Source organism: Desulfotomaculum copahuensis, from assembly GCF_001655685.1.
Classification (GTDB): domain Bacteria; phylum Bacillota; class Desulfotomaculia; order Desulfotomaculales; family Desulfovirgulaceae; genus Desulfotomaculum_G; species Desulfotomaculum_G copahuensis.
On record NZ_LYVF01000111.1, the window covers coordinates 21,346 to 27,345 of the forward strand.

6 protein-coding genes are annotated in these 6,000 nt (G+C 54.0%); all 6 read left to right on the forward strand.

Features of this window, described 5'->3' with window-relative positions:
* Nucleotides 1–207: 207 nt before the first annotated feature.
* The 6 genes from A6M21_RS07620 to trxB all read left to right on the forward strand — a co-directional run bounded on the left by A6M21_RS07620 (nt 208) and on the right by trxB (nt 5,934).
* Nucleotides 208–1,371 (forward strand): ABC transporter substrate-binding protein, encoded by a 1,164-nt coding sequence (locus tag A6M21_RS07620; RefSeq protein WP_345788089.1) that lies wholly within the window; start codon nt 208–210, stop codon nt 1,369–1,371.
* A gap of 70 nt (nt 1,372–1,441) precedes the next feature.
* Nucleotides 1,442–2,326 carry a branched-chain amino acid ABC transporter permease gene (locus A6M21_RS07625; RefSeq protein ID WP_078060495.1) on the forward strand — a complete coding sequence of 295 codons (885 nt, stop codon included), beginning with the start codon at nt 1,442–1,444 and terminating at the stop codon, nt 2,324–2,326.
* 24 nt (nt 2,327–2,350) lie between these two features.
* The gene (locus A6M21_RS07630; RefSeq protein ID WP_066667514.1) at nt 2,351–3,358 is read left to right on the forward strand and encodes a branched-chain amino acid ABC transporter permease; all 1,008 of its coding nucleotides are present in this window, start codon (nt 2,351–2,353) and stop codon (nt 3,356–3,358) included.
* Nucleotides 3,339–4,112, forward strand: a complete 774-nt coding sequence (locus A6M21_RS07635) for an ABC transporter ATP-binding protein (protein ID WP_066667515.1) — start codon at nt 3,339–3,341, stop codon at nt 4,110–4,112. Before A6M21_RS07630 ends, A6M21_RS07635 begins: the two co-directional genes overlap by 20 nt.
* Complete coding sequence (locus tag A6M21_RS07640; protein ID WP_066667516.1) at nt 4,109–4,831, forward strand: ABC transporter ATP-binding protein; 723 nt, start codon at nt 4,109–4,111, stop codon at nt 4,829–4,831. The genes A6M21_RS07635 and A6M21_RS07640 overlap by 4 nt, the downstream gene beginning before the upstream one ends.
* A 191-nt stretch (nt 4,832–5,022) precedes the next feature.
* A complete protein-coding gene (trxB, locus tag A6M21_RS07645) occupies nt 5,023–5,934 on the forward strand; it encodes a thioredoxin-disulfide reductase (protein ID WP_066667517.1) in 912 nt (303 codons plus the stop codon).
* Nucleotides 5,935–6,000: the final 66 nt, after the last annotated feature.

The window sequence follows — 6,000 nt, forward strand, 5'->3', positions numbered from 1 at the left end:
TGAAAAATTATTTTATCTCCAGCCGGCATAGCAGGATTTTACGAAATTCTGTTGAACATTTGTGATTGGAATTGTGGAGGGTTATTTTATCTCATTTTGAAACATTTTTGCTTGTCTATATACCAAGTTGAGGAGGTGAGTCAGAGTACCTGAGGCCGGTGTTGCATCTGAAGCAATATGAAAACAAAAGAAGGAGGTATTGTTCAAGTGCGGTTCAAATCAAAATGGGCATTGATTTTAATGGTGCTGATGCTGGGCGTGGCACTGGTGGCATCCGGTTGCGGCCAGAAAGCGGGGCAGCAGGGTGCTTCCGGTGAAAAAGTAATCAAAATCGGTTTTGTAGCCCCTTTGACCGGTGACGTAAAAACCTTCGGTGAATCGGCCAAAAAAGGCTTTAACCTGGCTCTGGAGCAGGCCGGCAACAAAGCCGGTGATTATACAATCCAACCGGTTATTGTCGATGATCGCAATGATGCCACGGAAGCAGTGAATGTGGCCACCAAGTTGATCAATGAAAACAAAGTTTCCGCCATTGTCGGTTCCCTGACCTCACTGACCACCATTCCCATTTCCGAACTGGCCAACAGCAACAAGGTGGTGGAGATTTCCGGCACGGCCACCAGCCCGAAGGTAACGGTGGAAAACGGCAAACGCAAGGATTACATTTTCCGTGCCTGCTTCATCGATCCCACCCAGGGCACCGTCGGCGCCAAATTCGCCCTCAACAAGCTGCATGCCAAAACCGCAGCCATCCTTTACGACCAGGGCAACGACTATACCATCGGCCTGGCCAAGAATTTTGAGGATGCCTTTACCAAAGGCGGCGGCAAGGTGTTGTTCAAAGGCACCTATGCTAAAACCGATGTTGATTTCAGCGCCGTATTGACCAACATTGCCCAAATGAAGCCCGACATTCTTTATTTGCCGGATTATTACCAAAAAGTCAGCCTGATCGGCAAGCAGGCGCGGGACAAGGGCATCAAAGCCACCTTTATGGGCGGCGACGGCTGGGATTCCAGCGATCTGGACTATAAAACCATGGATGGCGGTTACTTCACCGCTCATTATTCCGGTCAGGATCCCCGTCCGGAAGTGCAAAAGTGGGTTAAGGACTTCAAGGCCAAGTACAATTCCGAACCCGATTCCTTCGCCACTCTCACCTACGATGCCACCAACCTGCTGTTGAACGCCATCAAGACCGCCAACAGCAGCGATCCGACCAAGATCAAGGACGCCCTGCAGGCCACCAAGGGATTCTCGGCCGTCAGCGGCAGCGACATATCCTTTGACCAGGACGGTAACCCGATCAAGCCGGTAACCATTCTGCAGGTCAAGGACGGCAAGTACAAGTTCATCAGCATCATGAAATAAGTTATTATGCGGGGAGGGCGCCAAACCCCTCCCCGTGTGCCCATTTATTCGCCACCGGGAGGTTGTCGTATTGGAGCATGTGATGGAACAAATCATCAACGGCCTGCAACTGGGATTTATGTACGCCCTGATTGCGCTTGGCTATACCATGGTCTACGGGGTGGTGCAGTTAATCAACTTCGCCCACGGGGATGTATTCATGGTCGGGGCATTTGTCGGTTATTTCGGCTTTGCCGTCTGGGGACTGCCCCTGCCTCTGGCTATTGTCAACGCCATGGTAATCTGCGCCATTTTGGGGATGGTCATTGAAAAAATAGCCTACCGTCCCTTGCGGTACGCCCCGAAAATCGCCGCACTGATCAGTGCCCTGGGCGTATCCCTGTTTCTGGAATACTTCAGCAGTTTGAAATTTGTTTTCGGACCCGATTACCGGGTGGTACCACGCCCCATTCACGAGGTGCACTGGCATATACTGGGCATACCAATTACCAACATTCAGGTGATGGTAATCGTGGTCGTACTGGTCATGCTGCTTTTGCTGCAACTGTTGATCTACCGCACCCGGATCGGCATGGCCATGCGCACGGTGGCCGTGGATCACAACGCCGCCCGCCTGATGGGTGTAAATGTGGACAATACAATCTCACTCACCTTTGCCATCGGATCGGCTTTCGCCGCGCTGGGCGGTGTATTGTATGCCATTGCCTATCCGCAAATTCAACCCTTCATGGGTATCATGCCCGGTTTGAAAGCATTTACCGCCGCCGTGCTGGGCGGTATCGGCATCATCCCCGGCGCCGTGATCGGTGCGCTGATCATGGGCCAGGTGGAAACACTGACGGCGGCCTTCATCTCGTCACAGCTGCGGGATGCCATTGCTTTTGCCATCCTGATCCTGGTGCTGTTAATCAGACCGACCGGTATTCTGGGCCGTTCACAAACAGAAAAAGTATAGCGCGCAAAAGGGGAATAAAGTCAGATGAAGATTTCCAGGCAGACAATTATGCTTCTTATCCTGGCCGCAGCCTTTTTCGCCCTGGTCAAAGGGCTGCAATTTGCCGGCGTGCTGAACGCATACTGGCAACTGGTGCTGGACCAGGCCCTGGTCACGGTGATCGGCGCGCTCGGTTTGAGTCTTATTTATGGATTCACCGGCCAGTTTTCTCTCGGTCACGCCGCCTTTTACGGATTGGGCGCCTACACGGCGGGGGCCATTGACATTGTATACGGAAACGGCAACATCATATTCTTTTTCGTCTCCATTCTGGCCGGCGCGGCGCTGGCCGGGCTGGTTGCCCTGCTCATCGGCCTGCCTATTTTGCGCCTGCGCTCCGACTACCTGGGCATTGCCACTTTGGGCTTCGGCATTATCGTCAAGGTGGGCATGGATAATGCCAACAAGCTGATTCCGGTACTGGGCGGCGCCACCGGCATGAGCGGCACACCGCAGACCGCTCATTTCGATTTGATTTTTATTCTGGTCCTGATCATTATCCTGCTGGTACGCAATTTTGTTTTTTCAACCTATGGACGGGCCTGCACTTCCATCCGGGAGGATGAAATTGCAGCGGACATCATGGGCATAGACACCACCCGCTTCAAAGTATTGGCCTTTGTCCTCGGCTGTTCCCTGGCCGGCCTGGCCGGCGGGATTTACGCCCACCGCTACCCTTTCCTGCATCCGGCCAGTTTTGATTTTCTAAAATCTTTTGATTTCCTGCTCATTGTGGTGCTGGGTGGTTTGGGCAGCATGACCGGCACCATTGTCACAGCCATCGGCTGGGGTTTTTTGATGGAGGTTTTACGGGCCGTGCTGGGGGAAAACTTCATCGACTGGCGTGGCGTGATTTATGCTTTGATTCTGATCGTAGCCATTATTTTGCGCCCGCAAGGGCTGTTCAGCGGCAAGGAACTGGGCCTGCTGCTGCCACGCCCCCTGCAAACCGGGCAAGGGAAGGAGCGGTCTCATGCCGGTACTGGAAGTTAAAAATTTGTCCAAGAATTTCGGCGGGTTGAAGGCCGTGAACAATTTTCAACTGACCATGGAAGAAGGGGAAATCGTCGGCCTGATCGGCCCCAACGGAGCCGGAAAAACGACAGTTTTTAATCTAATCACCGGCATTTACTTTCCCTCGGCCGGTACCATAAACTTTCTGGGCGAGCAAATCAACGGCCTGCCCCCTTTCCGCATTTGTCAGAAGGGAATTGCCAGGACGTTTCAAAATATCCGTTTGTTTAAGGAAAACACCGTACTGGACAATGTGCGCACGGTGTTTCACCCGCGCATCAAATACGGACTGCTGGACGCATTGTTCCGCACCCCCCGCTTTAATGCGGAGGAAGAGAGGGTGAACCGGGAGGCGATGGAATTTCTGGCCGCCCTCAACCTGGCCGACCGGTCGGCTCATAAGGCTTCCGGCCTGCCATACGGCGATCAGCGGCGGTTGGAGATCGCCCGTTCCCTGGCCTGCCGGCCGAAACTGTTGATTCTTGATGAACCGGCCGCCGGCATGAATCCGAATGAAGTTTCCCGCATGGTCGATCTGGTACGCATGATCAAGGAAAAATTTCAACTGACAATACTGCTGATTGAGCACCAAATGGGTATGGTGATGAATTTATGCGAGCGGCTGGTGGTTATGGACTTCGGTCAGATCATCGCCAGCGGCACACCGGACGAAATACGCAACAACCAGATGGTCCTTGAGGCCTACCTGGGCAAGGGGGCGACGGTGGCATGATCCTGGAAGTCAAGGAACTGGAAGTTTATTACGGCGCCATCCGGGCGCTGCAGGGGATCTCCTTCCAGGTCAACGAGGGGGAAATCGTAACCCTGATCGGCGCCAACGGCGCCGGCAAATCAACCACCATGCGCACGGTATCGGGACTGCTGCAACCGCGCAAAGGGGAAGTGGTTTTTCAGGGCCGGCGGATCAACCGCATACCGGCGCATAAAATAGTGCGGCTGGGTATATCCCATGTGCCGGAAGGACGTCAGATTTTCCCCAATCTCACCGTCACGGAAAACTTGCTTATGGGCGCCTATACGCGCCGCGACCGGGCCGGAATAAAACAGAGCCTGGAGGAAGTGATGGACCGGTTTCCCCGCCTGCGTGAACGGGCCAAACAACTGGCCGGCACGCTGTCGGGCGGCGAGCAGCAGATGGTGGCCATGGGCCGCGGTCTGATGAGCAAACCAAAGCTTTTAATTCTGGATGAACCCTCCATGGGGCTGTCCCCGCTACTGGTGGAAGAAATTTTTAATATTATCAAAACCATCAACCTGCAGGGCACCACCATCCTGCTGGTCGAACAAAACGCTTTTATGGCCCTGCAGGTGGCCCACCAGGCCTACGTACTGGAAACCGGCCGTATTGTCTTGAGCGGTCCGGCACGGGAAGTGCAGGCCAACCCGCAAATCCGCAGCGCCTACCTGGGTGAAGTACAAATGGTTTCTTAATACCAGTCAGTTTCCGGTTGCCGGTACGAGTCAACGTACCGGCATTTTTATATTATGGGGAAAAGCGCCTGCATGTCCGGCACGGTTACGTATAAATTTATTTTTATTTTCGCTATTCATTGTCTTGACGCAAAGAAAAATATTTATTAATATATAGAAAATTAAACTAAGCAAACAGGAGGCTCACATTAATGAAAGATGTGATCATCATCGGCGGCGGGCCGGCCGGCCTGTCCGCGGGGATTTATGCCGCACGCGCGGATATGCAGGCCTTGCTGATTGAACGGGCGATGACCGGCGGCCTGGCCGCAAGCACGGAAAGAATTGAAAACTACCCCGGTTATCCGGAGGGAATCGGCGGTCCCGAGTTAATGAGCAAAATGGATGAACAGGCGCGCCATTTTGGTTTGGAAGTGACCAATACCGCAGTGGAAGAGATCCGCAAAGAAGATAATTTATTTACCATTAAAACCGAGGACGGGGAACTGCAGGCCAAAACCGTCATTCTGGCAACCGGCGCCTACCCCCGCCTGCTCAATGTCAAGGGCGAACAAGAGCTTCTCGGCCGGGGCATATCATTCTGTGCCACCTGTGACGGGGCTTTCTTCCGCAACCGGTCCGTGGCGGTAATCGGCGGCGGTGACGCGGCGGTGGAAGAAGCGATGTTTCTGACCAGGTTCGCCTCCCGGGTTTATATTGTTCACCGCCGGGATCAGCTCCGGGCAACCAAGATTGTTCAGCAAAGAGCGTTCAAAAACGACAAAATAGAATTTGTCTGGAACAGCGTGGTGGACCAGGTTATCGGGGAAGACAAGGTGGCGGGAGTGCTCCTGAAAAACGTACAAACCGGTGACACGCGCCGCCTGGATGTAGACGGGGTATTTATTTACGTCGGCTACCAGCCTAACTCCAAGCTCGTTTCTTCCCTGGCCGGACTGGACGAGCGCGGATATGTAATCACCGGCGAAGATATGGCCACCAGTTGCCCCGGCCTTTTTGCCGCCGGGGACGTGCGCCGCAAATCCCTGCGCCAGGTGGTCACAGCAGTGGCTGACGGTGCCGTGGCGGCAGTATCGGCGGAAAAATTTATCGCGCAGGGATAATATTCCGGTCCAACCGCATCCGGTCCGGAAAGTGTTTCACTTTCTGCTGTCCCCCCCCCCCCCCCC